Source organism: Luteimonas vadosa, from assembly GCF_039543545.1.
In the GTDB taxonomy this organism is placed as follows: Bacteria; Pseudomonadota; Gammaproteobacteria; order Xanthomonadales; family Xanthomonadaceae; genus Luteimonas; species Luteimonas vadosa.
Genome location: NZ_BAABJY010000001.1, coordinates 385,919 through 411,418, shown reverse-complemented (window position 1 = coordinate 411,418; position 25,500 = coordinate 385,919). Strand labels below are relative to the sequence as shown.

23 protein-coding genes and 1 tRNA gene are annotated in these 25,500 nt (G+C 70.8%); 13 read left to right on the top strand and 11 right to left on the bottom strand.

Annotated features, from left to right (window positions below; all coding sequences use genetic code 11):
- Positions 1 to 75 precede the first annotated feature (75 nt).
- The 5 genes from fmt to ABD970_RS01880 all read left to right on the top strand — a co-directional run bounded on the left by fmt (position 76) and on the right by ABD970_RS01880 (position 6,295).
- Positions 76 to 1,017: a methionyl-tRNA formyltransferase gene (gene fmt / locus ABD970_RS01900; protein ID WP_345293805.1), complete on the top strand. Its 942-nt coding sequence runs from the start codon at positions 76 to 78 to the stop codon at positions 1,015 to 1,017.
- 63 nt (positions 1,018 to 1,080) lie between these two features.
- A complete protein-coding gene (gene rsmB / locus ABD970_RS01895) occupies positions 1,081 to 2,322 on the top strand; it encodes a 16S rRNA (cytosine(967)-C(5))-methyltransferase RsmB (protein WP_425563051.1) in 1,242 nt (413 codons plus the stop codon).
- 80 nt (positions 2,323 to 2,402) lie between these two features.
- Complete coding sequence (locus ABD970_RS01890; RefSeq protein ID WP_345293803.1) at positions 2,403 to 4,130, top strand: glycosyltransferase family 39 protein; 1,728 nt, start codon at positions 2,403 to 2,405, stop codon at positions 4,128 to 4,130.
- A 297-nt stretch (positions 4,131 to 4,427) separates the two neighbouring features.
- The gene (locus tag ABD970_RS01885; protein ID WP_345293802.1) at positions 4,428 to 5,243 is read left to right on the top strand and encodes a glycosyltransferase family 2 protein; all 816 of its coding nucleotides are present in this window, start codon (positions 4,428 to 4,430) and stop codon (positions 5,241 to 5,243) included.
- Positions 5,240 to 6,295 (top strand): CDP-glycerol glycerophosphotransferase family protein, encoded by a 1,056-nt coding sequence (locus ABD970_RS01880; protein ID WP_345293801.1) that lies wholly within the window; start codon positions 5,240 to 5,242, stop codon positions 6,293 to 6,295. The genes ABD970_RS01885 and ABD970_RS01880 overlap by 4 nt, the downstream gene beginning before the upstream one ends.
- Positions 6,296 to 6,316: 21 nt before the next feature.
- On the opposite strand, the gene ABD970_RS01875 is transcribed toward ABD970_RS01880, so the two are convergent.
- The 3 genes from ABD970_RS01875 to ABD970_RS01865 are packed head-to-tail and all read right to left on the bottom strand — an operon-like array spanning position 6,317 to position 9,304.
- Positions 6,317 to 7,852: a PH domain-containing protein gene (locus tag ABD970_RS01875; protein WP_345293800.1), complete on the bottom strand. Its 1,536-nt coding sequence runs from the start codon at positions 7,850 to 7,852 to the stop codon at positions 6,317 to 6,319.
- Positions 7,845 to 8,387 (bottom strand): PH domain-containing protein, encoded by a 543-nt coding sequence (locus ABD970_RS01870; protein ID WP_345293799.1) that lies wholly within the window; start codon positions 8,385 to 8,387, stop codon positions 7,845 to 7,847. The genes ABD970_RS01875 and ABD970_RS01870 overlap by 8 nt, the downstream gene beginning before the upstream one ends.
- Positions 8,384 to 9,304 carry a lauroyl acyltransferase gene (locus ABD970_RS01865; protein WP_345293798.1) on the bottom strand — a complete coding sequence of 307 codons (921 nt, stop codon included), beginning with the start codon at positions 9,302 to 9,304 and terminating at the stop codon, positions 8,384 to 8,386. Before ABD970_RS01865 ends, ABD970_RS01870 begins: the two co-directional genes overlap by 4 nt.
- Positions 9,305 to 9,377: 73 nt before the next feature.
- On the opposite strand from ABD970_RS01865, the gene dtd reads away from it, so the two are divergent.
- The 7 genes from dtd to hemC all read left to right on the top strand — a co-directional run bounded on the left by dtd (position 9,378) and on the right by hemC (position 15,651).
- Positions 9,378 to 9,818, top strand: coding sequence for a D-aminoacyl-tRNA deacylase (gene dtd / locus ABD970_RS01860; protein ID WP_345293797.1), 441 nt, complete (start codon positions 9,378 to 9,380; stop codon positions 9,816 to 9,818).
- Positions 9,819 to 10,165: 347 nt separating this feature from the next.
- Positions 10,166 to 12,025, top strand: a complete 1,860-nt coding sequence (gene rpoD / locus ABD970_RS01855; RefSeq protein WP_345294537.1) for an RNA polymerase sigma factor RpoD — start codon at positions 10,166 to 10,168, stop codon at positions 12,023 to 12,025.
- Between the two features lie 81 nt (positions 12,026 to 12,106).
- Positions 12,107 to 12,182, top strand: a tRNA-Ile gene (locus tag ABD970_RS01850).
- 16 nt (positions 12,183 to 12,198) lie between these two features.
- A complete protein-coding gene (locus ABD970_RS01845; protein WP_345293796.1) occupies positions 12,199 to 12,879 on the top strand; it encodes an alpha/beta hydrolase in 681 nt (226 codons plus the stop codon).
- Positions 12,880 to 12,892: 13 nt separating this feature from the next.
- Positions 12,893 to 13,936, top strand: a complete 1,044-nt coding sequence (locus ABD970_RS01840; protein ID WP_345293795.1) for a sensor histidine kinase — start codon at positions 12,893 to 12,895, stop codon at positions 13,934 to 13,936.
- Positions 13,937 to 13,974: 38 nt separating this feature from the next.
- Positions 13,975 to 14,697, top strand: coding sequence for a LytR/AlgR family response regulator transcription factor (locus ABD970_RS01835; RefSeq protein ID WP_345293794.1), 723 nt, complete (start codon positions 13,975 to 13,977; stop codon positions 14,695 to 14,697).
- 36 nt (positions 14,698 to 14,733) lie between these two features.
- Positions 14,734 to 15,651: a hydroxymethylbilane synthase gene (gene hemC / locus ABD970_RS01830; protein WP_345293793.1), complete on the top strand. Its 918-nt coding sequence runs from the start codon at positions 14,734 to 14,736 to the stop codon at positions 15,649 to 15,651.
- Between the two features lie 9 nt (positions 15,652 to 15,660).
- On the opposite strand, the gene ABD970_RS01825 is transcribed toward hemC, so the two are convergent.
- From ABD970_RS01825 to ABD970_RS01800, 6 genes are all read right to left on the bottom strand, one after another.
- On the bottom strand, positions 15,661 to 16,617 hold the full coding sequence (locus ABD970_RS01825; RefSeq protein ID WP_345293792.1) for a dimethyl sulfoxide reductase anchor subunit family protein: 957 nt from the start codon (positions 16,615 to 16,617) through the stop codon (positions 15,661 to 15,663).
- 76 nt (positions 16,618 to 16,693) lie between these two features.
- Positions 16,694 to 17,464: a 4Fe-4S dicluster domain-containing protein gene (locus tag ABD970_RS01820; protein ID WP_345293791.1), complete on the bottom strand. Its 771-nt coding sequence runs from the start codon at positions 17,462 to 17,464 to the stop codon at positions 16,694 to 16,696.
- A complete protein-coding gene (locus ABD970_RS01815; protein WP_345293790.1) occupies positions 17,461 to 17,688 on the bottom strand; it encodes a hypothetical protein in 228 nt (75 codons plus the stop codon). The genes ABD970_RS01820 and ABD970_RS01815 overlap by 4 nt, the downstream gene beginning before the upstream one ends.
- 64 nt (positions 17,689 to 17,752) lie before the next feature.
- The gene (locus ABD970_RS01810; protein WP_345293789.1) at positions 17,753 to 19,510 is read right to left on the bottom strand and encodes an SLC13 family permease; all 1,758 of its coding nucleotides are present in this window, start codon (positions 19,508 to 19,510) and stop codon (positions 17,753 to 17,755) included.
- Positions 19,507 to 22,377 (bottom strand): molybdopterin oxidoreductase family protein, encoded by a 2,871-nt coding sequence (locus tag ABD970_RS01805; protein ID WP_345293788.1) that lies wholly within the window; start codon positions 22,375 to 22,377, stop codon positions 19,507 to 19,509. The genes ABD970_RS01810 and ABD970_RS01805 overlap by 4 nt, the downstream gene beginning before the upstream one ends.
- Positions 22,378 to 22,507: 130 nt before the next feature.
- On the bottom strand, positions 22,508 to 23,095 hold the full coding sequence (locus tag ABD970_RS01800; protein WP_345293787.1) for a LolA family protein: 588 nt from the start codon (positions 23,093 to 23,095) through the stop codon (positions 22,508 to 22,510).
- A gap of 88 nt (positions 23,096 to 23,183) precedes the next feature.
- Between ABD970_RS01800 and ABD970_RS01795 the strand changes: the two genes are divergently transcribed.
- Positions 23,184 to 23,990, top strand: coding sequence for a sterol desaturase family protein (locus ABD970_RS01795; protein ID WP_345293786.1), 807 nt, complete (start codon positions 23,184 to 23,186; stop codon positions 23,988 to 23,990).
- Between the two features lie 89 nt (positions 23,991 to 24,079).
- On the opposite strand, the gene ABD970_RS01790 is transcribed toward ABD970_RS01795, so the two are convergent.
- Together ABD970_RS01790 and ABD970_RS01785 are read right to left on the bottom strand one after the other, a co-directional pair.
- Entirely contained in the window at positions 24,080 to 24,766 is a 687-nt protein-coding gene (locus tag ABD970_RS01790; protein WP_345293785.1) for a TIGR04282 family arsenosugar biosynthesis glycosyltransferase, read from the bottom strand.
- A gap of 10 nt (positions 24,767 to 24,776) precedes the next feature.
- A complete protein-coding gene (locus tag ABD970_RS01785) occupies positions 24,777 to 25,454 on the bottom strand; it encodes a TIGR04283 family arsenosugar biosynthesis glycosyltransferase (protein ID WP_345293784.1) in 678 nt (225 codons plus the stop codon).
- Positions 25,455 to 25,500: the final 46 nt, after the last annotated feature.

The window sequence follows — 25,500 nt, the reverse complement described above, 5'->3', positions numbered from 1 at the left end:
GCGCGGCCCGCGGGTCGCGCGACGCGCCACGCGTCGGTGCGGGAGCCGCCTGGCCGCGCGGTGGACGGCGCCGGCGTGAGGATCGTGTTCGCCGGCACCCCCGGATTCGCCGTGCCTTCGCTGCGCGCGGCGGCCAACCGCGCCGAGATCGTCGCGGTCTACACCCAGCCGGATCGTCGCGCCGGGCGTGGCCGTTCGCTGCAGCCGTCCCCGGTCAAGCTGGAGGCGCTGCAGCGCGGGTTCGAGGTCGTGCAGCCGGAGACGCTGAAGTCGCAGGCGTCCCAGGACGCGCTGCGGGCGCTCGAACCGGACCTGATGGTGGTGGTGGCCTACGGCCTGATCCTGCCGCAGGCGGTGCTCGACATCCCCGCATACGGCTGCTGGAACGTGCATGCCTCCCTCCTGCCCAGGTGGCGCGGGGCAGCGCCAATCCAGCGTGCGATCGAGGCCGGCGACACGCAGACCGGCGTGTGCCTGATGCAGATGGAGAAGGGGCTCGACACCGGCCCGGTCCTGCTCTCGCAGTCGCTGGAGATCGGCGCGTCGGAAACCTCGGGCGAGTTGCACGACCGCCTCGCGGCGCTGGGTGCGCAGGTGCTGGCCGATGGCCTCGGCCTGTTGCGCGCCACGATGCTGCCGGTGGCCCGGCCGCAGCCGGATAGCGGCGCCACCCATGCGCGCAAGCTGGACAAGTCCGAGGCGCCGCTGGACTGGGCGCGACCCGCGGCGGCGCTGGCGAACAAGGTGCGCGCGTTCAATCCCTGGCCGATGGCCGAAGCCGAGATCGCGGGGGAGCGCGTGCGCGTGCATGCCGCGGTTGCCCTGCCGCTGGCGCACCGCGCCGCCCCGGGCACCGTGCTGCACGGCGGCCGGGATGGCATCGACGTCGCCTGCGGCGAAGGCGCGCTGCGCATCCGCACCTTGCAGCGGGCCGGCGGCAAGGCGATCACCGCGGCGGACTACCTCAATGCGAGGCGCGACCTCGCCGTCCCGGCCCCGCCCGCGGGTGCGGGCTAGGGTGGACGCGTGAGCGCGGGGGCGGCGTCACGCGTCGCGGCCGCGCGCGTGCTCGACGCGGTCATGCACGATGGCCGCTCGCTCAAGGGGGAACTGGCGAGCGCATTGCCTCGCCTGCCCGATCCCCGCGATCGCGCCCTGGTCGAGGCGATCTGCTTCGCCGCGCTGCGGCAGCACGCGCGGCATGAGGCCAGCCTGGCGGCGTGGATGGCCAAGCCGGTGCCCCGCCGGGATGGCGTGTTGCGCGCCCTGCTGCACGTGGGGTTCGCGCAGCTCGACGCGCTGGGCCTGGCGCCGCATGCGGCCGTCGGCGCGACCGTGGAGGCGGCGCGCGCACTGGGCCGTTCGCGCCAAGCGGGCCTGGTGAACGCCTTGCTGCGACGCGCGCAGCGCGAGGGGCTGGTCGACGTGGCGCCGGAAGCGGCCTGGCCGGAGTGGCTGCAGGCACGCCTGCGATCGGACTGGCCCGCGGAGTTCGACGGCATCGTCGCGGCCAGTGCCGGGCGCGCACCGATGTGGCTGCGGGTCAATCGCCGGCGCGGCGGCCGCCAGGCCTATTGCGACCGCCTCGCCGAGGCAGGATTGCCGGCGACGGAACAGCCCGGCTTCGACGATGCGCTGCGGCTGGAAGACGCGACGCCGGTGACGCGGTTGCCCGGGTTCGACGACGGCGACGTGTCGGTGCAGGATGCCGCCGCGCAGGCCGTCGCCGACGCGCTGTCGCCGCCGCCGGGCGCACGCGTGCTCGACGCCTGTGCCGCGCCGGGCGGCAAGTCCGCGCACCTGCTGGAGCGCGATCCTTTCTTGCGCCTGCTCGCCCTCGACATCGACCCCGCGCGGCTGGAAAAGGTCCGCGCGACGTTCGCACGGCTAGGCGTCGGCGCGGCGGCCGAGCTGAAGGCGGCCGACGCCACCGACACCGCCACCTGGTGGGACGGCGAGTCGTTCGACGCCATCCTCGTCGATGCGCCCTGTTCCGCCACCGGCATCGTCCGACGCCAGCCGGACATCCTGCTGCACCGCCGCGGGAGCGACCTCGATGGGCTGCTGGACACGCAGCGCCGCCTCCTCGACGCGCTTTGGCCGCTGCTGGCGCCGGGGGGGAGCCTGCTGTACGCGACGTGCTCGGTCCTCCGGGACGAGAACCAACGCCAGGTCGAGGCGTTCCTGGCTCGCACGCCGGACGCGATCCTCGTTCCGCTCGATCCGCGCTTCGGTGCGGACACCGGCGCCGGCCACCAGCGCCTGCCTGGCGAGGCCGGGATGGACGGCTTCTTCTACGCACGGTTGCAGCGACGGTCGTAGCCGGTCGACCCGGGCTGCCTCGCGCACCGTGCGATGGCCGGCGTGCCGGTGCGGGCATGCGCTTCGCCTAGAATCCGCGCATGCTCGAGACCCGTCATTCCCGCGATGTCTGGCTGCTCGCCGTCGTGGCCGTCCTGGTGCTAGGCGCCGGGATGGGGTTGCGCGACCCTTGGCCGGCCGACGAGCCGCGCTTCGCGCTGGTGGCCAAGCAGATGGTCGACAGCGGCCAATGGCTGTTCCCGCAGCGCGGCACCGAGCTGTATTCCGACAAGCCGCCGATGCTGATGTGGCTGCAGGCGACTGCCAACACGCTGGTCCGCGAATGGCGCATCGCCTTCCTGCTGCCGTCGCTGCTGGCGGCGCTGGGCACGCTGTGGTGCGTGTACGACCTGGGTCGCCGGCTGTGGACGCCGCGGGTGGGGATCTACGCGGCATGGGCGCTGCTGTTCGCGTTCCAGTTCACCTTCCAGGCCAAGAAGGCGCAGATCGACCCGCTTGTGACGTTCTGGATCACGCTGGCCAACTACGGGTTGCTGCGGCATTTCCTGAAGGGGCCGGACTGGCGGATGTGGACGCTGGGCTGGTTCGCCGCCGGCCTGGGCACGATCACCAAGGGCGTCGGCGCCCTGGCGCTGCTGATGGTGCTGCCGGCGCTGTTCGCGCTGTGGCGGGGATGGCTGCCCACGGCCGGTGCCCAAGCGCGCGGCGCGCTGCTGCGCGATGGCAGGTTCTGGCTCGGGCCGCTGGCGTTCGTCCTCGCAGCCGGCCTCTGGCTGGGGCCCATGGTGTCCACGGCGCTCACGCATCCCGACCCCGCGTACCGCGCCTACCTCGACGACATCCTGTTCCGGCAGACGGTGCAGCGCTACACCCAATCCTGGGACCACCACAAGGCGGCCTGGTACCACTTCGGCGTGATGGCGTCCCTGTGGCTGCCGATGGCGCTGGCCTTCCCGTGGGCGATTCCCGCGTGGCGAAGGCGACTGCGACGCCGCGATGCCCGCTACCTCCTGCCGCTGGTCTGGTGGGCGCTGGTCGTCGTGTTCTTCTCAATCCCCGATGGCAAGCGCGACGTGTACATCATGCCGGCGCTGCCGATGGCCTGCCTGGCCGTCGCGCCGCTGGTGCCGGGCCTGCTGCGCAAGCGCTGGCCGCCGCGGCTCGCGCTCGGCTTCATCGCCGGGTTGGGGCTGGCGACGCTGGTGGTTGGCGCGGCGTTGCTGCTGGGGGATTTCGGCTTCGAGCGGAAACTGGTCGCCGAACGCGGCCTGCACCACCACGAGGCCTTGCAGCTGGGCTGGTTCCTGCTGGCGATCGCCGGCTGGATCACGGGCGTGGTGTTGTGGTTCGGGGCGCGTCGGGGCGCCCACGCGGCGGTGGCGGGCCTGGCCGGACTGTGGGTGGTCTTCGGGTTGATCGGCTACCCGATCCTCAACCGGTCCTCGTCCGCGGCCGAGGTGATGACCGAGGCCGGGCGGCTCATCGGCCCGGACGCCGAACTGGGCATGGTCGCCTGGCGCGAACAGAACATGTACGAAGCCGACCGCCCGGTGACCACCTTCGGCTTCGGCAAGGAGGAGCACTGGGGCACCGAGTGGGACGTGCAGTGGCACCGCGGGGCGGCGTGGTTGCGGCAGGCGCCGGAGCGGCGTTGGCTCTTCGTCCTGGGCGACTCGATCCAGGACTGCGTGGACCGGACGCGCGCGATCCACGTCGGCATCGCCAACCGGCGCGACTGGTGGCTGGTGCCGGCCGCGGCATTGCCGCGCGGATGCCCGGACCATGCCGTGCCCACGCGAAGCCGGTAGGTCGCACGGCCAATTCGCGACGACACATCGACCTTGCGCGGTCCCGCCGGGTCCTTCGTCCGGGACAGGGGCTCGAGGGTCGTCGTTCGGGGCTTGGCCGCGACGTCCAGCGACACGCCGTGTCCGATGGCGCAGCATCCACGGCGCGACCTACTGGTGGCTACGCATCGACACCAACATTGGCGTGGCGCCGTCCGGATGAGGTATGCCTGCAATGTGATGCGCCGCGCCTGTTCCAGTTCGACTTCGGCCTCCATTCGGGTGCATGAGGCCGGGGGCCCGGTTACCATCGCTGCCATGCCGACGCTGCCGATCAGCCTCGTGGTGATTACCCACGACGAGGCCGCGAACATTGCCCGTTGCCTGGACAGCGTGCCGTTCGCGGCCGACAAGGTAGTCGTCGACAGCGGGAGCACCGACGACACCGTGGCGATCGCACGGGCGCACGGCGCGCGCGTCGTCCACCAGGACTGGCTGGGCTTCGGACAGCAACGCAACGCCGCCTCCGCCCACGCCGCGCACGACTGGATCCTGGCGCTGGACGCCGACGAATTCCTCGAGCCGCCGCTGGTGGCCGAACTCGAGCGCCGCTTGCCGGCCCTGCTCGAAGGCGATGCCGCCGTCGGCATCCTGCGCCGGAGCACCTGGTACATGGGCGCGCCGATGCGCTGGTACCGTCCGATGGTCGGCGAGAAGCTCGCGCGGCTGTACCGTCGCGACCGCGCCCGCTGGACCGATGCGCGCGTGCACGAGTCGCTGCGCTGGGAGGGGCGCGCGGAGACGTTCGCCGCGCCGTTCCACCATCTGCACAATCCAACGCTGCCGCACAAGCAGCTCAAGGTGCTGCGCTACGCCGAGCTCAAGTGCCGCGACTGGCACGCGAAGGCGCGGCCGCCCCGGGTGTGGATGGCACCGCTGGTGTACCTGGCGGCGTTCCTGAAGGACTGGCTGCTGCGGCTTGCCATCCTCGACGGCTGGCGCGGCTTCGTCGTCGCCCACGTGGCGGCCAGCTACGCGATGTACAAGCGGCTTCGCTACTTCGAGATGCACCGCAACCCGGATTCGATCGCGCAGGCGCGCGAGGTCCTGGTTCGGCACGGACTGGACCGATGAACGACGCGGACGACGACAGGAACGACGGCAGGCGGCGCTACCTGATGTACGGCTCGGAGCGCTACGCGCTGGCGATCCTGCGCCCGTTGCAGGCCGCGATCCGCGCGCGCGGCGGCGAAACCGCATGGTTCTTCGACGGGCCCGGCGCCGCGGACCTCGCCGACGACGAACCGCTGCTCGACGTCGAAGGCGTGCGCCGCTGGAACCCGCGGGCGGTGATCACGCCGGGCAACCACCTCCCGCACTTCTTCCCCGGGGTGAAGGTTGAGGTATTCCACGGCTTCGACGCCGGCAAGCCTCGTCACATCCACGTGCGCGGGTTCTTCGATCTCTACTGCACCACCGGCCCGCGTGACACGGCGAAGTTCCAGGCGCTGGCGGACGAACTCGGCCACTTCAGTGTCGCCGAGACCGGCTGGCCGAAGCTCGATCCGTTCGCGGCGCAGTTCGGCGCGGTCGAACCAGTGCGCGAGCCGCCGGTGATCCTGTACCACTCGACGTTCTCGCCATCCTGGAGCGCGGCCGAGACCCTGCATGACGAGGTGCGGCGCCTGTCGCGGGACGGGCGCTGGAAGTGGATAGTCACATTCCACCCAAAGATGAATCCCGGCACGGTGGCGAAGTTCCGCGCGCTGGAAAACGCGCACCTGCGCGTCGCCGACGACGACAACATCCTCGACCTGTTCGGGCGGGTGGACATGATGTGCTCCGACACCTCGTCGGCGCTCAACGAATTCCTGCTCACCGGCAAGCCCGTGGTGACCTTCCGCAACCGCCGGCCGGGACCCCAGCTGATCGACATCGACGACCCGGCGCAATTCGAGCCTGCGATCGCGTGCGCGTTGTCCCGGCCTCCGGAGCTGATGCGTGAGATCCGCGGCTACGCGGACGCGATCCACCCTTACCGCGACGGCCGGTCGAGCGAGCGCGTGGTCGACGCCGTCGAGGCATTCATTGCAGCCGGGGGGAGCAACCGGTGCAAGAAGCCCATCAACTTCTGGCGCAAACTCAGGTTGCGGCGCCGGATAGGCTACTGGGGGCCGGGCGGCTGATCCGTCCGCGCCGCCCCCCGCCTACCAGCGCAAGGGCCGCGCGGCGACGATCCGCGACAAGCTGTCGTACAACTCCCGCGCCTGTGCTTCCGGCAGCAGCCGGACGCGCAGCGGCGGGCCCATCGAGCCCGCGCCGGCGGTGTCCAGCCAGACCGACGCCATGCCCATGCGGCGGTCCAGCGGCGATTGCCGGAACTGCAGTGCCTGCAACTTGTCGATCTCGGCGAAGCGCCAATGGCGCGACCACCAGCCTTCGCGCACCGCGACCAGGTGCGCGTCGCGCGCGTAGCCGGCGCGCCGGGCGTGCTGCCGCGCGGCGAAGGCGGCCCACGGGATCCATGCCAGGGCCAACAAGCCCAACGCACCGAAGCGCCATGTCAGCCCGGCGGTGGCCAGCCCCGACAGCAACAGGCCCGGCAGCCACAGGCGCAGCCAGGCGTGCGGGTGCAGCGATCGCCAGGCCGGTGGCGGCCATGCCGCGCCGCGGGGCAGGAGGCGTTGCACCAGCGCGTCGCAGGCGCCGGGCGTCGCGATGGGCGCCAGTTCGCGCAGGGCGCGGCGTTCGTTCTGCTGCTCGGACACGGCGATGTCCACGTGCAGGCCGCGGCGCCGCAGCAAGCGGTGCAACAGGCCCTCCTCCAGCGTCCAGGCCTGGATCCGACGTCGCGACGCGCTGGTCCGCAGGCGCGTGAGCAGGCCGCGCTCGACAGTCAGCCGGCGTCCGTGCGCCTGCAGGGTGAACCCGTGGAACTGCACCAGGGCGATCGCCACCGAGAACGCGCGCAGCACGACCACCGCGAGCAGGACCACGGCCAGCGCCGCGACCCCCGTCGCCGCCCAGCCCAGCTGCAACTCGCCGGCGTACTGGCTGGCGTAACCGAAGACGTCCCGGCCGATGCGCCGGAAACCGTCTTCCACGACGTCGTCGGGAAACACCTGCCAGGACAGTGCGAAGGCGCCGGCGACCACGACCATGCCCCGGTTGGACACCAGGCCCAGCCGCACGACCTCGGCCGTCGGCAGCGAAAGCAGGGTTTCGGCCGCGTCCTCGGGATTGGCCTGCGCCGCCTGCGCGTCGGCCACGACCACGCCGCGATGGCGGATCAGCCGTTCCAGCGCCAGCGCATCGGCCAGCTGCAGCACGCGCATCTGCGCCTCGGGCTTCTGGCCGCCCGCCGATTCGAGCCGGACCTCGGCGACGCCGAACAGGCGGTGCAGCAAGGACTGGTGCAAGGCGACGTTGTGGATGCGCGCGAAGGGGATCTGCCGCAGGCTGCGCTCGAACACGCCGCTGCGCACGACCAGGCTGTCGTCGGCGATGCGGTAGCGATAGGTGAAGTACTGCCACACCGAGATCAGGGCCAGCACGCCGACGCCGATCAACGGATACAGCATGTAGCGGTCGCCGCGCCCGAGCACGAGCAGGGCGACCAGGGGCACCACGAACTGCTTGAGCTGCTGGACCAGGACGAACAACCAGGACCACGGATGCAGGCGCCGCTCCGCCCGGCCGGGATCCGCGGCCAGCAAGGGTGGCCCGCTCGATGGCTCAGTCATCGGCGTGGTCGTCGTCGTCGATCTGCCGGCCCAGGGTGTCGCGCAGCCGCTCGGCGTCGTCGACATCCAGTCCCGCGACGTTGACCGCGCTGTGCCGGGTCCCCGCGGTATGGATGACCAGCGTCGCCAGCCTGAAATAACGCTCCAGCGGCCCGCGCTTGAGGTCCAGGTGCTGGACCCGGGAGATCGGCACTTGGGTCTCCAGTCGCCACATCCGGCCGCGGCGCAATGAAAAGCCCTGCGCGTCCAGGCGCCAGCCCGTGTAACGGTACTGCTTGAGCGCCAGCCAGACCCCAAGGGTGGGCAGCACCAGCAGGCTGGCCACGGAAAGCGGCAGCTTCAGCGCGTCCCACGGCGCGAACAGTCCGATCGGGATCAGCGCCAGCACGGCCGGGAGGCCGAAGCCGGCCAGGTTTCCCAGGACGAACAGCGTCCGCGCGCGAGTGGGCAAGGGTTGCCAGCCGGTGCCATCCCACACCGTGGCCCGCGCTGGCGGGGTGTCGTGCGGGGCGGGGCGGGGTTCGGGTGCCGTCACTGTCGATGCTCCAGGTCCCGGTAGGGGTTGTCCTCGCCTCGGCGCGAGGGCCGGATTGTGTAGCGTTTGTAGGTCCACTGGTACTGCGCCGGGTCGCGACGGGCGATGCGTTCGACGCCGGCATTGAGGGCCGCGACGGATACCCCGGGGTCGGGATCGCCGATCCCCTCCGGGGCCGGTTCGACGTGCAAGGCGAATTCCAGGCCGGGACCGGTGCGCTCGCACCAGGCGAACAGGACCGGCGCGCCGCTGCGCGACGCCAGGCGGCCGACCAGGGTCATGGTCAATGCCGGCACGCCGAAGAACGGCGCGAACGCGCCATCGCCGGCCTTGGGCTGCTGGTCCGGGAGGATGCCGACCACCCCGCCGTCGCGCAGTCGCTTGAACAGTTGCCGGATCCCCGGCCCCTCCGCCCGTACCTGTGTGACGCGCGCCCCGGCGTCGCGGCGCACGCGGCGCAGGAAGGCCTCGCCGATGGCCGACTCCGGGGGGCGGTACAGGATGGCCAGCGGCGTGCGGGCCGCCAGCCACTGGTTGAGCAGCTCCCAGTTGCCGTGGTGGGGCGCGGCGACGATGACGCCCTTCCCGGCGGCGATGGCGGCATCGAGGTGTTCGGTGCCGTGGCACGTCCGGATCCGGGCAAGGTTGTCGGCATGCGGGCGGGTCCAGAAACGCAGGGTTTCCAGCGTCTGCCGGGCGGTCGTGCGCAGGACGGCGCGATGCAGGTCAGCGCGCTGCTGCGGCAGCAACTCCGGGTAGGCCAGCTCGAGGTTGCGCCGCACCACCCGGCTCTCCCGCGCGTCCAGCCGCAGCCACAGCCAGGCGATGCCGTCGCCGAGGGCGCGCAGCAACGGCCACGGCAGGCGGCCCACGATCGCGGCGAGCAGGAGCAGCAGGCGGGCGGCGGCATCGGCCATCGAGGGAGTCTAACGGGGCCTGCAACCTGCTAGTTTCCCGCGGGTGCCGTCCGTCCGTGGGAGTCCCGTCGCCATGCTTGCCCTGATCCAGCGCGTCACCCATGCGCATGTCGACGTGGACGGCGAGCGTGTCGGCGCCATCGACGGGGGCCTGCTGGCGCTGGTCGGCGTCGAGCCGGGCGACGGCGACGCCCAGGTCGCGCGGATGGCCGACCGGCTGCTCGGATACCGGGTATTCGCCGATGCCCAGGGACGCATGAACCGCGCCCTGTCCGACACCGGCGGCGGCCTGCTGCTGGTCAGTCAGTTCACCCTGGCCGCCGACACGTCGTCGGGCATGCGGCCCGGGTTCTCCACCGCCGCAGCCCCGGAGACAGCCGGACCGGTGTTTGCAAGTTTGGTCGCCCGGTGCCGGGAACGGCATGCGGGGCCCGTGGAAACCGGTCGCTTTGGCGCCAGCATGGCGGTGGCCCTCGTCAACGACGGCCCGGTGACCTTCCTGCTCAGGGCATGAGCCGGTGCGTTGGCGGTGACCGCTTGCGGTGGCGCTCCCAGGAACGGCGCCGGCCCGTTGCCCCCTGGCAGGGTCGACGCCCCCCTGGAGAGGTTCCTGCGCCGCGCCTGGGCAGGCAGGCGCGGGTGCCGGGAACGAGACGTCGCGGGCGAGCCCGGCCGAGGGTGGAAACCCGCCGTTCCGGACCCATATCGATGGCAGCCGGGCAATCCGGCCAAACGCACCGCCCTCGCCCCGCTTCCGCCCGGCGGGCGCGGGGCCGGCGCGGCCTGAATCCCCCGTTCAGGGCCTTCCCGCCGGCACGACTGGTATAATTACGGGTTCACTTGTCCACGGTAAGCGCCCTGATGGCGAACGCACGCCCCGCCCAGCAGTCCGACATCAAGCTCCTGATCAGCAAGGGGCTGGAACAGGGCTACCTGACCTACGCCGAAGTCAACGACCACCTCCCGGACGACCTCGTCGACCCGGAGAAGATCGAGGACATCATCAGCATGATCAACGGCATGGGCATCGAGGTGCACGAAAGCGCGCCGGATGCCGACACGCTGCTGATCACCGGCGACTCCACCGGCAACCGCGACGTCGACGACACCGCCGCCGAGGAAGCCGCGGCGACGCTGACCGCGCTCGACGCCGAAGGCGGTCGCACCACCGACCCGGTGCGCATGTACATGCGCGAGATGGGCACGGTCGAACTGCTCACCCGCGAAGGCGAGATCGCCATCGCCAAGCGCATCGAGGAAGGCCTCAACCAGATGCAGGCGTCTCTGGCCACCTTCCCGTGGACCATCGAGATGATCCTGGCGGACTACGAGCTGCACAAGGCCGGCAAGAAGCGCCAGGCCGAGCTGATCGTGGGCTTCCTCGACCTGCTCGACGACGATCCGCCGCCGCCGGCCAACACCAATGGCAAGGATGCCAAGAACGCCAAGAAGGCCAAGGACGACGACGACGAGGACGAGGAAGAGGAAGAGGACACCGGCCCGGCCGGCCCGGATCCGGCGGAGATCACGCGCCGCTTCGAGGCGCTGTCGGCGCTGTACGCCAAGTTCCTGAAATCCGTCGCCAAGAACGGCCCCACCGCCAAGCCGGTGGTGAAGCTGCGCGAGGAGATGGCCGCCATCTTCGTGGACTTCAAGCTGCCGCTGCCGCTGACCGATACCCTGGTCAAGAAGTTGCGCGACGTGGTCGCCGAGATCAAGGGCCACGAGCGCCGGATCCTGCACCTGGCCACGCGCGTGGCGCGGATGCCCCGGAAGGAATTCATCCGCAGCTGGGAAGGCAACCAGACCAACACCGGCTGGGTCGACGACGTGCTGAAGCGCAAGCAGAAGTGGTCGTCCGGGCTGCGCGAGGTCAAGGACCAGATCATCGCCGAGCAGGAGGCCACCCTGGCCATCGAGAAGGCGATGATGGTGACCTTGAACGACCTCAAGGAAATCAGCCGCGCGATGGCCTATGGCGAAGCCAAGGCGCGCAAGGCCAAGAAGGAAATGGTCGAGGCCAACCTTCGCCTGGTGATCTCGATCGCCAAGAAGTACACCAACCGCGGCCTGCAGTTCCTGGACCTGATCCAGGAGGGCAACATCGGCCTGATGAAGGCGGTCGACAAGTTCGAGTACCGCCGCGGCTACAAGTTCTCGACCTACGCCACGTGGTGGATCCGCCAGGCGATTACCCGATCGATCGCCGACCAGGCGCGCACCATCCGCATCCCGGTGCACATGATCGAGACGATCAACAAGCTCAACCGCATTTCCCGCCAGATGCTCCAGCAGTTCGGCCGCGAGGCCACGCCGGAGGAGCTGGCCAAGGAAATGGAGATGCCCGAGGACAAGATCCGCAAGGTGATGAAGATCGCGAAGGAGCCGATCTCGATGGAGACCCCGATCGGCGACGACGAGGACTCGCACCTGGGCGATTTCATCGAGGACCTCAACGTCGAGTCCCCGGTGGACACCACCACCAACATCAACCTGTCGGAAACCGTCCACGAGGTGCTTGCGGGCCTCACCCCTCGCGAGGCCAAGGTGCTGCGCATGCGCTTCGGCATCGACATGAACACCGACCACACCCTCGAAGAGGTCGGCAAGCAGTTCGACGTGACCCGCGAGCGCATCCGCCAGATAGAGGCCAAGGCCCTGCGCAAGCTTCGGCACCCGAGCCGCTCCGAACAGCTTCGCAGCTTCCTCGACATCGACTGAGCAGCCGACCGCACAGCGTCCACGAAGCCCGCCACATGGCGGGCTTCGTGTTTCCGGCCGCGGCGGCGATAATCCGGCGGCGGGCCTGTAGCTCAATGGTTAGAGCAGAGGACTCATAATCCTTTGGTTCCAGGTTCGAGTCCTGGCAGGCCCACCACCACGGCAGGGGACGCATGAACGACACGGGGAAGCTTCTGGACACGTTGGAACTGCAGACCGGGGCCGATCCGGGATGGTCGGTGGTCTGGCTGCACGGGCTTGGCGCCGATGGAGGCGATTTCGAGCCGATCGTGCCGCAGCTGGTGCGGCCTGGCTGGCCTTCGATCCGCTTCGTGTTCCCGCATGCGCCGATGCGCGCCGTGACCATCAATAACGGCATGCGCATGCGCGCTTGGTACGACATCCGCGATTTCGACCTGGCCAACCGGGCCGACGAGGCGGGCGTCGACGAGTCGATCGCGCAGGTCGAGGCGCTCGTGGCGCGGGAAGGCGATCGGGGCGTGCCGCGCAACCGGGTGCTGCTGGCCGGATTCTCGCAGGGCGGGGCGATCACGCTGGCGGCGGGATTGCGCAGCCGCGCGCCATTCGCCGGGCTGGTCGCCTTGTCCACCTACCTGCCCTCCGCGCACAACGCGAAAGCGCTGCTGGCGCCCGGCGCGTCGTCGCAGCCGGTGTTCATGGCGCACGGGACGCAGGACCCGGTGGTGCCTTGCGCCGCCGGCGAGCAGAGTGCCGCACTGCTGCGCAAGCTCGGTTTCGACGTCGACTGGCGGCGCTATCCCATGCCGCACGCCGTGTGTGCCGAGGAAATCAGCGACCTCGGCGACTGGATGTCGGCACGGCTGCGCGGATGAGCGGGCGGCTGGCATGAGCCAGGCAGGCGCCCCGGCGACGTGGCTGCCGGACCTGTGTCGCCTGCCACGGCTGGCGACGATGCTTGCGCTCGCCGAACTGGTGGTGGTCGTCATCGCGCTGGCGCCGGACGGCCTGCGCTCCTGGAGCGTGGACGAGTTCCTGGCCGCCAGCGCGTATGCGCTGTGGCTGACCCTGACGGTCTCGGTGCTGCTGTGCGTGGCCCGGCCGCGGTTGTCGCGACTGCCCATGTCCGCGGGCATGGCCTTGGCCCTGGTCCTGTCGGCGCTGGTGGCGCTCGCGGCGTCGGCCATCGCCCATGCCGTGCTCGCGACCCTGTTCCCGGCGGACGTCCGGCCGGCGTTCTGGCGTTTCCTCGGGGGCTCCACGGCGATCACCGTGCTCATCTTCGCGCTGGCGCTGCGGTACTTCCATGCAGTGGATCGCTGGCAGGCGCAGGTGTCGGCGCATGCGCGCGCCGAAGCCGACGCGCTGCAGGCGCGCATCCGCCCGCACTTCCTGTTCAACAGCATGAACATGATCGCCAGCCTGGTGCGGCGCGACCCGCTGGTCGCCGAGCGCGCGGTGCTGGACCTGTCGGACCTGTTCCGCGCGGCGCTGGGCGCGGGCACGGCGCCCTCGACGCTCGCCGACGAGGTCTCGCTGGCCGAGCAATACCTGGCGATCGAGCAATTGCGCCTCGGCGAACGCCTGCAGGTGGCGTGGGACAAGCAGGAGCCCCTGCCCTGGGCGTTGGCGATGCCGCGGCTGGTGTTGCAGCCGCTGCTGGAGAACGCGGTGCTGCACGGCATTTCGCGGCTGCCCGAAGGCGGGCTGATCGAGGTTTCGCTGGCCGCCAGCCCGCAACGCCTGTCGATCCGCATCCGCAATCCGGCGCCGCCACGTACCACGATCGGCGATGGCGCGTCGCAGGGCAGCGGCCACGCGCAGCGCAGCATCGGCCATCGCCTGCAATACGCCTACGGCCCGCGGGCGCGCATGGCCTGCCGGCAGGACGGAAGCTACTATGACTGCGAGCTCAGCCTGCCACTGGATTGAGCCCGCGCTTCGGGGACCTTGAGGGAGGGCAGTCCGGCATGCGAATCGTGATCGCCGACGACGAACCGCTTGCACGCGAGCGCCTGCGCGCGCTGCTTGCGGAGCAGGACGGCGTCGAACTGGTGGCCGAGGCCGGCGACGGCCGCGAGGCGCTGCACGCCTGCGCCGAACACGATCCCGACCTGGTGCTGCTGGACATCGCGATGCCGGGCATCGACGGCCTGGAAGTCGCACGGCACCTGGCGGCGTTCGAGCCGCGACCGGCGGTGGTCTTCTGCACCGCCTACGACGCGCACGCGCTGTCGGCCTTCGATGCGGCGGCCGTCGACTACCTGGTCAAGCCGGTGCGCGCCGAGCGCCTGCAGGCCGCGATCGAGCGCGCCCGGACCTTCACCATCGGCCGCGACCACGCCGGCGATGGCGGCAAGCACCGCACCCACCTGTGCGCCCGGCTGCGCGGCAGCCTGCGCCTGATCCCCGTCGAGGATGTCTACTACCTGCAGGCCGAGGAAAAGTACGTGGTGGTCCACCACGCGCGCGGGGAGGACCTGATCGAGGAGTCGCTGAAGTCGCTGGAGGACGAGTTCGGCGACCGCTTCCTGCGCATCCACCGCAACTGCCTGGTGGCGCGGCACGAGATCCTCGAGCTCAGGCGCGACCCCAACGGCCACGTGCATGCGATCCTGCACCACGGGGACCACCCGCTCGAGGTCAGCCGCCGCTGCGTGGCCCAGCTGCGCGACACCGTGAAGCACCTCTAGCGGCCGCAAGCCCCCGGCTCCGGCGATAATGCCGGCATGGAGACGCTGCGCATCGCCACCCGCAAGAGTCCGCTCGCCCTGTGGCAGAGCGAGCACGTTGCCGAGGCGTTGCGCGACGCGCATCCGGGACTCATGGTCTCGCTGGTGCCGCTGTCCACGCGCGGCGACGAAGTGCTGGACCGCTCCCTGGCGGCGATCGGCGGCAAGGGCCTGTTCCTCAAGGAACTGGAGCTGGCGATGCTGCGCGGCGAGGCCGATTGCGCGGTGCATTCGCTCAAGGACGTGCCGATGGACCTGGAAGGTCCGTTCGCGCTGCCGGCGATCCTGCCTCGCGCCGACCATGCCGATGCCTTCGTCAGCAACCACCACGACGGCATCGACGCGTTGCCGGCGGGCGCGCGCGTGGGGACCTCGTCGCTGCGCCGGCAGGCGCAGTTGCGCGCGCTTCGCGCCGACCTGGCCTTGCGAGACCTGCGCGGCAACGTCAACACGCGCCTGGCCAGGCTGGACGACGGCGACTACGACGCCATCGTGCTGGCCTGTGCCGGGCTGGAACGGCTGGGGTTCGCATCGCGCATCCGTGCCCGGCTGGATGCGCCGAGGTGGTTGCCGGCACCGGCGCAGGGCGCGATCGTGATCGAGACCCGTGACAGGGACGCCCGCGTGCAGGCGCTGTGCGCGGCGCTCGACCATGCCGACACCCGTGCCTGCGTCGAGGCCGAGCGTGCCATGAACCGCGCGCTGCACGGCAGCTGCCACGTGCCGGTGGCGGCGTTCGCGCGCCTCGATGCGGGGCTGTTGACCTTGCAGGGCCTGGTCGGCTCGGCCGTCGACGGCCGGGTGGCGCGGGCGCAGGCTTCGGCGAGCGTGGGCGATGCCGAGGCGCTGGGCCGCCATGTCGCCCATTCCCTGCTCGAGGCGGGCGCCGCGCAGTTCCTGCCGTCGCTGCCCTGAGCGGGGGGCTCAGTAGTACAGCGTGACCATGTGGCGGGCCTCGGCGAAGAACAGCCAGCGTTCGACGAAGGCCCCGAGCAGGCCGCCGGCCGCGGCCAGTCCCAGCGCGGCAAGCGGCGGCGCGACCCCGGTGGCTGACAGCCCAAGCGCCAGCAGCGGCAGGCCGAGCAAGGCAACCGCGGCCAGGATGCGCAGCGTGCGCGCATGGCGCCGGGCCAGGGTGAACGCCATTTCCCGGGTGATGTAGTTGGCTTCGGTGTGCGGACGTTCGAAGACCGTCGCCGTGCGGCCGGGCAGGCCGATGGCGTCGCCCGTCGTTGCCGGAAGCGGGGCATCGCGGATGCCGCGCCAGTACCACCACTTCAGCGCCAGCGACAGCGCGCCCAGCAAGGCGAGCACCGGCAACAGCGTCGCGGGGGCTTCGCCACCCAGCAACCAGGCCATCAATACCGCCAGCAGCCCGAGGCCGGTGGACAGGGCGAAGAGCAGGTAAACCGGCACCACCAGCGGATGGCGCCACGCGGGGATCGGTTTGAGCGAGGCGTAGATCATCGCGGTACAGGCGACCGTCGCCAGCGCCAGCAGGGCCAGCAGCGCGCCGAGTCCGCCCAGCAAGGCCGCCTGCGCGGGATCGGGCCGGGTCCAGAGCAGCACGGCGGCGATCGCCAGCGCCGGCTGCGGCGTCAGCAAGGCAAGCAGGCCTTCGCGCGAGAGCCAGGAGGTGCGCCACTGCGACATCGCGCGCCAGGCGCGCTGCGGCTGGCCCAGGTGCGCGAGCGAACACAGCAGGCCGATCGTCGACAGCGCCAGCCCCAGGGCCAGGCCCGCGAGCTGCAGGTCCTGCAGCGAACCGGGCGGAGGCCCGCGCAGCGAGAAGAGCGCCATCGACAGGCCCAGCCAGGCCAGCAGGCCGTAACCCGCGCCCGAAAGCGTGGTGAAGAAGATCACCGAGAGGGCTGGGTGCATGGCGTGCTCGCGAGAGGAACGGCTAGGGCGGAACGGCGGACCAATGGTGGCGCGTCACGCCGGTGCGGGGAACCGGTCATCGGCGCAGCAGCCGATCGAGCCAGCGCAGCGGCGTCGGCAGGGGGGCATCGGCCGGCGCATCGGTGCCGTCGGTGGTGTCGCCGCCCGCGCGCCTGGGCCGCGGCGGCAGGTAGCGGTTGACCGGTTGGTAGCCGAGTTCCGGCATCAAGGCCACGCCATTGCGTTCGGCCACCAGTCTCGACACCTTCGAGTCCGGGTCGCCAAGGTCGCCGAAGTGGCGGGCGCGGGTCGGGCAGGCCTGGACGCAGGCCGGCTCGCGTTCGGACTCGGGCAGCTTGTCGTTGTAGATGCGGTCCACGCACAGGGTGCACTTCTTCATCACCCCTTCGACTTCGCTGTATTCGCGCGCGCCGTAGGGACAGGCCCAGCTGCACAGCTTGCAGCCGATGCACTTGTCCTCGTCGACCAGCACGATGCCGTCCTCGGCGCGCTTGTAGCTGGCACCCGTGGGACAGACGGTGACGCAGGCCGGCGTCTCGCAATGCAGGCAGCTGCGCGGGAAATGCAGGGTCATCTCGGGTTGGGGCGGCCCGGGTTCGGCGCCCGCGCCACAGCCCTCGGTGGCGGCGAGCTCATAGCTGTGGACGCGGTTGAACCAGACGCCGGAGGGATCCTTGCCGTAGGGATTCTCGTCGGTCAGCGGCCCGGCGATGCCGCCGGCGTTCCATTCCTTGCAGCTGGTGGCGCAGGCGTGGCAGCCGACGCAGGTGTCCAGGTCGATGACCAGGCCCAGCTTCTTCTTCGACGGGGGCGGCAGGCCGGTCATGGCAACTCCCGGTGGCGCAGCACGCCCGTGCCGTAGCCGAGCAGGGCGAGCGAGAACACCAGGCCGAGCGCCGCGCGCCAGCGCGGGGAAGGCGGCGCGAACGCGTCGCGCTCGACGAACACCGGCAGGATCGACGGGTCGACCAGCGCCCACAGGCAGGCCACGGCGCCGATCGCGCCGGCGAGCAGGCAGCAGTTGCGCACCAGCCTGGACAACATCAGCATCGGGTTTGCACCTCGCGGCCGGGGAAGGGATGGAGGATGCACGGTGGCATGCGGCCGGGGCGCATCAGAAGGGGAAGTAACGCGGGATCAGCACGATGGCCATCATCCAGAAGATGAAGTTCAGCGGCAGGCCGATCCGGGTGAAGTCGGTGAAGCGGTAGCCGCCGGCGGTGTAGACCATCGTGTTCGTCTGGTAGCCGATCGGCGTGGCGAAACTCGTGGAGGCGGCGAAGGCCACCGCGACCAGCATCGGCTTGGCATCCACGCCCAGCCCTTCGGCGGCGGCGATGGCGATCGGCACCACCAGCACGGCGGCGGCGTTGTTGCTCATCACCTCGGTCATCACCGCGGTGAGCAGGTAGATCGCCGCCAGCGTGGCCACCGGGCCGTACTGGCCGAACACGCCGATGGCGTGCTGGGCCACCCAGTCCGCGCCGCCGGAATTCTGCAGCGCCAGCCCCAGGGGCAGGACGCCCGCGAGCAGCATGACCACGCGCCAGTCGATCGCGGCGTACGCTTCCTCCGGCTCCAGGCAGCGGAACAGGACCAGGCCCACGCAGCCCAGCAGTGCGGACGCGACGATCGGCAGCCAGCCGAGCGCGGCGGTGCCGATGGCGAGGACCAGCATCGCCAGCGCGGTCGCGGCGCGGCGGGTGTCGACCTGCTCCTGCGGTCGCTTGCCGAGCACGATCAGGCCGCGGTCCGCGCGCAGGTCCTCGATGGCGGTCTCGGGCGCATCGATCAGGAGCACGTCGCCCACCGCCAGCGGCACTTCGTCCAGCGGCTGGCGCACGGTCATGTGCCGGTGGATGCCGTGCACGCGTGCACGGTAGGTGTGCCCGAAGCGCACGGACTTGATGCTCTTGTTCACCAGGTGCGACCCGGGCGAGACCATTACCTCGGCATGCAGGCGTTCGGTGCCGATGTCGCCGTCCAGGTCGGAGGCGACGCGGTCGTGCGCCAGTTTCATCTTCCTGCGGAACGACTGGATCCGGTTCCACTCGCCGCGGACCAGCAGGCGATCGCCTTCCTCGACGGTGGAGCCCCGGGGCGACGGGAGCAGTCGACGGCCGCGGAGGATCTCGAGCATGAACACGCCGTCGAAGTCGACCGGGACCACCTCGGAGCCGCGCTTGCCGATCGCCGGTGACTGTTCGGGGACCACCAGTTCGGCGACGTAGCGGCCGGCGTGGTCGTCCTTGTCCGGGCGCGCGACGCCGAGCTCGGGCAGCAGGAAACTGCGCGCGATCATGAGGTAGGCGATGCCGACGACCACGAACAGGATCCCCAGGGGCGCGAACTCGAAGATGGTGAAGCCGGTGCGGCCGGTCTGGCGGGCCAGCGAGTCGACCAGCAGGTTGGTCGAGGTGCCGACCAGGGTGCAGACGCCGCCGAACTGCGCCGCGAACGACAGCGGGATCAGGAACCGAGACGGCGCCCAGCCGTTGGCCGTGGTCGCGGCGATCACCAGCGGCAGGAACACCGCGACCGCCGCGGTGTTGTTGACGAAGGCCGAGATGCTGCCGACGAGCATCATCATCACCAGCGCGAACAGCCAGCGCCATCGGATCCGCGCCAGTTGCTCGCCGACCGCGCGCAGCGCGCCGCTGCGCTGCAGCCCCGCGCTGAGCACGAACATTGCCGCCACCGTGATCGTCGCCTGGCTGCTGAAGCCGGACAACGCTTCCCGCGGCGAGACCAGTCCGAGGACCAGGAGGCTGGAGAGCACCAGCAGGGCGACGACGTCGACCGGGAGCTTGTCGGTGACGAACAGGTAGACGGTGCCCGCCATCACCATCAGGGTCAGCCACAGCTCGATCATTCACTCCCCTCGCGCGAAGCGCGCATGCGCGCACCATAGCGCAGCGGACCGGCGGGGGCGTCGCCCGTCGGCAGGGTTCCGAACTGGGGTTGCGACCCTTCGGCCTGGACGTCGGCCACGCGGATCGAGACACGCAGGTCGAACCAGGCCGCCTGCCCGGTGACCGGGTCCGCATTGGCGTAGGCGGAGCGGGGCAGGCGGTCGGAGATCAGGTGGTTGAGCAGGAATCCCTTCTCGCCCTCCGGCGCATCCTTGGCCAGCCGCCACGCGCCCTTGCGCTTGCCGATCGCGTTCCAGCTCCACACCGTGTCCGGCTGGACGTTGCGCGCGAACTTCGCCTGCACGCGCATGGTGCCGTGGTGGGAAGCAACGTCGATCCAGTCGCCATCGCCGACACCGTGGCGCGCGCCGGCGTCCGGATGCAGGTAAAGCCAATTGCGTGCCGCGATCTGGCGCAGCCAGGCATTCTGCGAACCCCAGGCGTGGTACATGAACATCGGTCGCTGGGTGACGGCGTGGAGCGGGAAGGCCTCGGCCGCGGTTTCTGCCTGTTCGAACGGCGGATACCAGATCGGCAATGGATCGAAATAGGTGGCTACGCGCTCTCGATGCGCATCCGGGGGCTGGTGCGCGCCGTGTCCGAGCGCGGCGAGGCGGAACTTCTGCAGCGGCTCCGCGTACAGCTGCAGCACGATCGGCGCCTCGGAGGGCACGAACCCGAACCGATGCGCCCAGCGCAGGTAGTCGCGGTTGCCCATCTTGAAATAGCGCGCGGACTCGGGGATTTCCTCGCGCCAGTAGCCGTTGTTCTCGATGTAGCGCTGCAGCTGGCCGGGGTTGGGCGCGCCCCGGCCGTGCTGGTCGCCATCCTGGCCGCGCCAGCCGGCGAGCAGGCCGACGCCGGGCGTGCGTTCGTGGCGGAGGATGTAATCGGCGTAGTCGCGATAGGCCGGCGAGCCGTCGGCATGGACCATGCCCGGCAGGCCCAACCGTGCGCCGAGTTCGAGCAGTACCGACTGGAAACCCCGGACGTCGCGGGGCCGGCCGTCGGCATCGGCCTGGCCTTCGGGCTCGAACACCGGGTGGCGGATGGCGTCTGCCGCGCCGTCGGCATCGGAGATCGGCCGGTCGAGCAGGCTGATCGCGTCGAAGCGCTCCAGGTAGGTGGTGTCGGGCAGCACCAGGTCGGCGTAGGCCACCATCTCGCTGGCGTAGGCGTCGGAGTAGATGATCCGCGGGATGCGATAGGCGCCGGACGCGTCCTTGTCGGTCAGCCACTGCATCGTCTGGCGCGTGTTCATCGCCGAGTTCCAGCTCATGTTCGCCATGAACATCAGCAGGGTATCGATTTTGTAGGGATCGCCGGCGTGCGCGTTTCGGATCACCGTGTGCAGCATGCCGTGCGCGGCCAGCGGGTAGGCCCAGGAGAAGGCGTGGTCGATGCGCCGCGGGTTGCCTTCGTCGTCGACCAGCAGGTCCTCGGGACCATGCACGAAGCCCAGCGGCGCGGCGTCCAGGGTGCCGTCCTCGCGGCGCGACTTGCCGGGACGATTGCCCGGCGGGATGGGCTTCGGGAAGGGCGGCTGGTAACGGAAGGAACCCGGCGCGTCCACCGCGCCCAGCAGCAGCTGCAACAGGTGCAGTGCGCGGCAGGTATGGAAGCCGTTGCTGTGCGCGCTGATGCCGCGCATGGCGTGCATGCTCACCGGGCGGCCGACCATCTCGGCGTGCTCCCGGCCCCAGGCATCGGTCCAGGCGACGGGCAGCGACAGCTTGCTGTCGAACGCCGCTTCCGCGAGCTCGCGCGCGACGCGGCGGATGGTGTCGGCGTCGATGCCGCAGCGCTCGCTGACGGCCTCGGGCGAATACTGCGGGTCGAGGTAGCGTTCGGCGATCAGCTGGAAGACCGGCACCGCGATGCGGCCGTCGGCGAGGGTGCACTCGCCAACGACGGCGGGGGCGATGTCGATGGCATCCGCGGCCGCTTGCGCGCCTGCGCCCTGCGCATCGCGATTCCAACACAAGGGATTGCCGTCGCCATCGCGCGCGAACAACCCGTCGTCCGCGCCGCCGGGGTTGCGCACCACCAGCCAGTGCGCGTTGGCGTAGCGCACAAGGTAGTCGAGGTCGATGCGGTCGGCCTTGAGCAGTTCGTGGATGAGCGCGAAGGCGAACAGGCCGTCGGTGCCGGGGCGGATGCCGATCCACTCGTCGGCGATCGCGCCGTAGCCGCTGCGCACCGGGTTGACCGCCACGATCTTGGCGCCACGCTCCTTGAGCCGTCCCATGCCGAGTTTCAGCGGATTGGAGTCATGGTCCTCGGCCACGCCCCAGAGCATGAAGTAGCGGGTGTGCTCCCAGTCCGGCTCGCCGAACTCCCAGAAGCTGCCGCCCAGCGTGTACAAGCCGCCGGCGGCCATGTTGACCGAGCAGAAACCGCCATGCGCGGCGTAGTTGACGGTGCCGAACTGCTGCGCCCACCAGCCGGTCAGGGCCTGCGACTGGTCGCGGCCGGTGAAGAAGGCGAGCTCGTCCGGATTGCGTTCGCGGATCGGCGCCAGCCAGCCGGTGGCGATCTCCAGGGCTTCGTTCCATTCGATTTCGCGGAACTCGCCGCTGCCGCGTTCGCCGGTGCGCAGCAACGGCTTCGACAGCCGCGCCGGGGAATAGTGCTGCATGATGCCCGCCGCGCCCTTGGCGCACAGCACGCCGCGGTTGACCGGATGCGCGGGGTTGCCCTGGATGTAGCGGATCCGCCCGTCCTGCAGCCACACCTTGATCCCGCAACGGCAGGCGCACATGTAGCACGTCGTGGTCTTGACCTCGTCGCCGGGGGACGGGGAGAGGTTGAGCGTGGGCTCGGACATGGCGCCATTGTGCCTGCCCCTGCCGGTGGCGACGAGGGCGGCGGCCGGACCGCCACGCGCACTTCGCCTGGCCGCCGCGCGGCCACGCTCCTGTCCCGTAGCCGGAACCCAACACCGCCGCGTGGCTAGCTCAGGGGGCGGAGACCTTGATCGCGGGATCGTTGAAGCGCGAATAGCGGATCACGGTGGTGGAGGCCTGGCCATTGGCCTTGCCGTCGACCTGGATCTGCACCGGATAGCCGTTGCCGCCGATCCACATCAGCACGTCGAGGTCGCCATCCTTGGGGTTGCGTACCCGGTACTTGGCCGCCGGCTTGCCGGCCACCTGGTCCTTGCCCAGCGCCTGCACGGTCATCGTGGCGTTGTGCTCGCGCAGCCTGGCCGGGTCGCGGTACTGGCCGAGCATGTCCTTCTGCAAGGGCACGCGCATGGTCCGGCCCTGCATGGTCATGACCATGGTGTCGCCGATGATGTACTGGGTGCCGATGCCTTGCAGGGTGATGCGGAAGCGGTCGGGGGCCTGGAAGTCCAGGGCGTTGCTCATCGCCTGCGGGCCCTTGACGTGCATGGTGGCGTGCCAGCTGCTCGCGGCGAGCAGCTTCTGCATCGCGGCGGTGACGTCTTCCTTCGGGCCGGCCTGGGCGATGCCGCACAGTGCAAGCAGTGCCATCGCGAAGAGCCATGGGAGGCGGGCGGTCGTCTTGGTTTCCTGGGACATGCTGGCATCGCCTTCGATCACGGGACAGACCGATGAACGCAACGCCCCGCCCGCCCCGGCCACCCGACCCTGCGGCTAGACTGCCGGCATGGAGCACCTGCTGAATACGCCTGGCGTGATCCGCGTCGCGATCTTCCTCGCGGTGCTGGTGCTGCTCGTGGCGATCGAGGCCTGGCGCCGCGGTCCCAACCCGCCTGTGCGCCGCAAGCACCGCTGGCCCTCGAACGGCGGGCTGGCATTGGTCGACACCCTGCTCGCGCGTTTGCTATTGCCCGCCGGCGCGGTGGGCGCGGCGCTGTGGGCGCAATCGCGGGGGCTGGGCCTTTTCAATGCCACCGCGTGGCCGGCGTGGCTGGAGTTCGGGCTGGCGCTGGTTCTGCTCGACCTGGCGATCTACTGGCAGCACCGGTGGCTGCATGCCTTCCCGGTGCTGTGGCGCTTGCACCGGGTGCACCACACCGACGCCACGCTGGACGCAACCTCGGCGCTGCGTTTCCATCCGCTGGAGATCCTGCTGTCGCTGGCGTACAAGGTCGCGCTGGCGGTCGCCTTGGGCGTGGCGCCATTGGCGATGCTGGTGTTCGAAGTGCTGTTGTCGAGCTTCGCGCTGTTCACGCACGCCAACCTTTCCCTGCCCGCGGGCTTCGATCGCGTCGTGCGCCGGTTGCTGGTGACCCCGGCCATGCACCGCATCCACCATTCCGTCCATGGCGCGGAACAGCGCCGCAACTTCGGCTTCAACCTCAGCCTCTGGGATCGTGCCTTCGGCAGCTACGCAGCCGCGCATCGCGATCCGGTGCTGCGGATCGGGGTACAGGGCGTCGGTGGCGAACAGGCGACACGCTTCGGTGCCCTATTGCGCGAACCGTTCGTGGACCGGGGTCGGCGCGGATGAGCTGACGCCACGGCAGCCGGCGAAAGCCGCGCGTGCCTTGCGGCGCTTGGCGCGAGCCTTGGCCTCCCGCGCCGCGTGCGCGGGCACCACTACCGCGGCATTTGCAGCTTGCGCAGCCACTGGGCGAGGCGGGCCTGCTCGGGCAGCGGGTCGGGCAGGGCATCCAGCGCGGCCAGCAGCGGCGGCAGGTCGCCGGCGGTGTCGGCGTCTCGCAACGTCCGCAGTTGCATGATCGGCGCGCCCAGGGCGGCGACGAAGGTGCGGGCGGTGTCCGGATGCGACCAGGGCGTCCCGGACCAGGCGGCCGCCGGCACCGGGACGCGCGTACCGAACAACCAGAACCCGCCGTCGGCGCTGGGGCCGATGACGTGCTCGTGCGCATCCAGCGCCTCCAACGCGGCGACCAGGTCGTCGCTGCACAGCTGCGGCGCGTCTGCGCCGAGCAGCAGCGCGGCACCGTGCGTGGCGCACAGCGCTTGCGTCACCTGTCGCATGCGTGCGCCCAGGTCGCCATCGCCCTGGGCCACGCGCGGCAACCCGGCCCAGTCGGGCGCGTCCAAGGCGTCGGTTTCGGCCACAGCCCACATCGGCGCCATGCCGGGAATCCGCGCCCGTGCCGCGCGCGCGACGGCGGCGACGGCGTGGGCCGCCAGGCGATGGAAGGCCTCGGCATCGTCGCGACCGATCGCCGTGGCCAGCCGCGTCTTCAGCGCCGAATGGCCCGGCGTCTTGACGAAGATGGCCAGGCCGATGCGGGTGACCGCACGCTGCCTCATCGCTTGCCCCTCATCGTCGACGCGCCTCGCGCCACGCCTGCGCGACCGTCAGGCGCAGGTGGTGCAGCGTGGTCGGCAGCCAGCCGTGCATGGCGTACTTGCGGGCGCTGGTCAGCAGGTCGGCATCGATGGCGCGCAGCGGCAGCCCGGCGCGGCGCGCGGCCCAGACCAGGGCGTGGTCCTCACCGGAATCCAGCGCCGGATTGAAGCCGCCGAGCGCCAGGAACGCGGCGCGCGGCAGCAGCAGGCCCTGGTCGCCGAACGGCAGGCCCAGCACGCGCGCGCGCCAGTTGGCCCCGCGTGCGTTCCAGCGCATGGCCGGCGGACCGTCGTCGGCGAAGCGCAGGCGGAACCAGCCCAGCGCGGCGGGTGCCTGCGCAAGCCAGTCGCGCAGCGCCGGCAGCGCATCGGGCGCGAGGCGGGTGTCGGCATGCACGAACCACAGCCAGTCGCGCGTGGCGGCGGACGCCCCGGCATTCTGTTGTCGTGCGCGACCGGCCGGGGCGCGCAGCGCATCGGCGGGGGATTGCTGCGGATCGCCTTCGGCGAACACCGGGATCAGTTGCGCCCCCGGCGCATCACGGCGCAGCGCGGCGAGCAGCGGCGGCCAAGTGGTGTCCCCGGGCCCGACCGGCACCACGATCGACATGCGCGCCAGCGGGTCGGCGCCCTGGTTTGCACGCGTCATGCAGGGCGCGGCGCCTGTTGGCAGCAATGTCGTGCCGTCCGTCGCT